At 73.0% G+C, this 2,014-nt stretch carries 2 protein-coding genes; both read right to left on the bottom strand.

Features of this window, described 5'->3' with window-relative positions:
- Positions 1-1,357, bottom strand: a 1,357-nt coding sequence (shc, locus tag IEZ12_RS06295) for a squalene--hopene cyclase (protein WP_229847290.1), incomplete at its 3' end; no start/stop codon positions are given.
- A 7-nt stretch (positions 1,358-1,364) separates the two neighbouring features.
- Positions 1,365-2,014: polyprenyl synthetase family protein (locus IEZ12_RS37810; protein ID WP_229847291.1), on the bottom strand; the 650-nt coding region annotated here is incomplete at its 5' end.

Consider the following 2,014-nt stretch of genomic DNA (forward strand, 5'->3'; position numbering starts at 1 on the left):
AGTCGCAGAACGGCAGCTTGTTGGGGAGCCTGCTGGTGTTGTCGGCGTCGAAGGCGCCCCAGGCGCCGTCCTTGGACTGCATGCCGAGGCTCCAGCCGACGGCGCGCTCCACGGCGCCGAGCAGCCGGGCCCGGTCGGGGTGGTCGATCCGGCGCAGCGCGAGCACCACTTCGGCGGTGTCGTCGACGTCCGGGTAGGTGTCGTTCTGGAATTCGAACGCCCAGCCGCCGGGGGCGAGCCGGGGGCGCTTGACGGCCCAGTCGCCGCGGGTGGTGACCTCCTCGCCGAGCATCCAGTCGCCGGCCCGCACCAGGGCGGGGTGGTCGCCGGGCAGTCCGGCGTCGCACAGCGCGACGGTGGCCAGGCAGGTGTCCCAGACCGGGGACTGGCAGGCCTCCATCCAGCGCTTGCCGTCCTCGGTGTGCACGGTGAAGCCGTCGAAGGCGGCCAGTCCGGCCTTCATCACGGGGTGGTCGAGGCGGTAGCCGAGCAGCCGCAGGGCGATCAGCGAGTACACGGCGGGCGGCTGGATGCCGCCCCAGCAGCCGTCGGCCTCCTGCCGTTCGACGATCCAGGCGGCGGCCTGCCGCAGCGCGAGGCGGCGCACCGGACGGATGGCGTGCCGGTGGTAGCGGTGCATCAGCTGGTCGAGGCGCTGGAAGAGTCCGTCCCAGCTGTGCGCGGGGGCGAGCGGCCGCCTCGGGTACGGGTTCGCCGGGTCGGTGTGCAGTTCGGCGAGGTCGAACGGGGCCGGGCGGACCGGGCGGTGGGCGGAGACCACGGTCAGCGGGACGATGGTCTGTCGGGCCCACTGGCCGAAGGAGTAGATGTTCAGCGGCGCCCAGCTGGGCAGGAACAGCACTTCGGGGGGCAGTTCGGGGAGTTTCTCCCAGGGCCACCAGCCGAACAGGGCGAGCCAGATCCGGGTGAAGACCCGGGTGGCGGCGATGCCGCCGCTCTCCCGGACGAAGGCGGCGGCGGACCGCATGTGCGCGGCGTCCGGGGCGTCCCCGGCGAGCCGGAGGGCGACGTACGCCTCGACGGTGGTGGACAGTTCGGGCGGGCCGCCGTGGAAGGTGGCCCAGGTGCCGTCCTCCCGCTGCCGGGAGCGGATCCAGGCCGCGGTGGCCCGGGTCTGCTCCTCGGTGCGGATGCCGAGGAACTGGCGGAGCAGCAGGTCTTCGGCGTCCATGGTGACGTTGGTCTCCAGGTCGCCCTTCCACCAGCCGTCGGCGTGCTGGAGTGACAGCAGGTGTGCGGTGGCCCGGCTGAGCGCCGCCGCGGGTGAGGAATCGTCAGATCGTGTTACTGCAACTGAGGTTTGGGGTCCGAGCCTTCCACCCGCGGTTGCTGTCACTCTTACGTCACCTCTCTCTGACCACCACGAATTCGGCGAGTGCGACGAAGTGCTCGCGCACCTCGTCGGCCATGGGCACCTCGCCGAGCGCGGCGAGGGCGGTGTCGTACTGGCGGCGGGCCTCTTCCTGCGTCCAGGCCCGGCCGCCGGCCTGCTCGATCAGCGCGGCGCGGGCGGCGAGCTGCTGCTCGCTCTCCTCGCCGCGGCCGGTCGGGTCGGCCAGCTGTGCGGCCAGCTCGCGGGAGGCGGCGCCACCCTCGGCCAGCGCGGCGCACACCGGCAGCGACTTCTTGCGCGACTGGAGGTCGCTCCAGTGCGGCTTGCCCGTCACCTCGGTGGCGCCCCAGATGCCCAGCAGGTCGTCCACCGCCTGGAACGCCAGGCCCAGGTGGTAGCCGTACCGCTGGAGCGCGTCGGAGATCCGGTCGTCGGCGCCGGCCAGTACCGCGCCGATCGCCGCGGAGGCCGCCAGCAGGGCGCCGGTCTTGCCGCCCTCCATGGTCAGGCACTCCTCGACCGTCACCACGTCACGCTGTTCGAACGAGACGTCCAGTGCCTGACCGTCGATCAGCCGCCGGGTCGCGGTGGTGATCAGACGGACGGCGCGGGCGGCATCGGTCGGGGTGGCCCCGCCGGTCACCGCGGCGTCCAGCAGGA

Source organism: Kitasatospora griseola, from assembly GCF_014648555.1.
Classification (GTDB): domain Bacteria; phylum Actinomycetota; class Actinomycetes; order Streptomycetales; family Streptomycetaceae; genus Kitasatospora; species Kitasatospora griseola.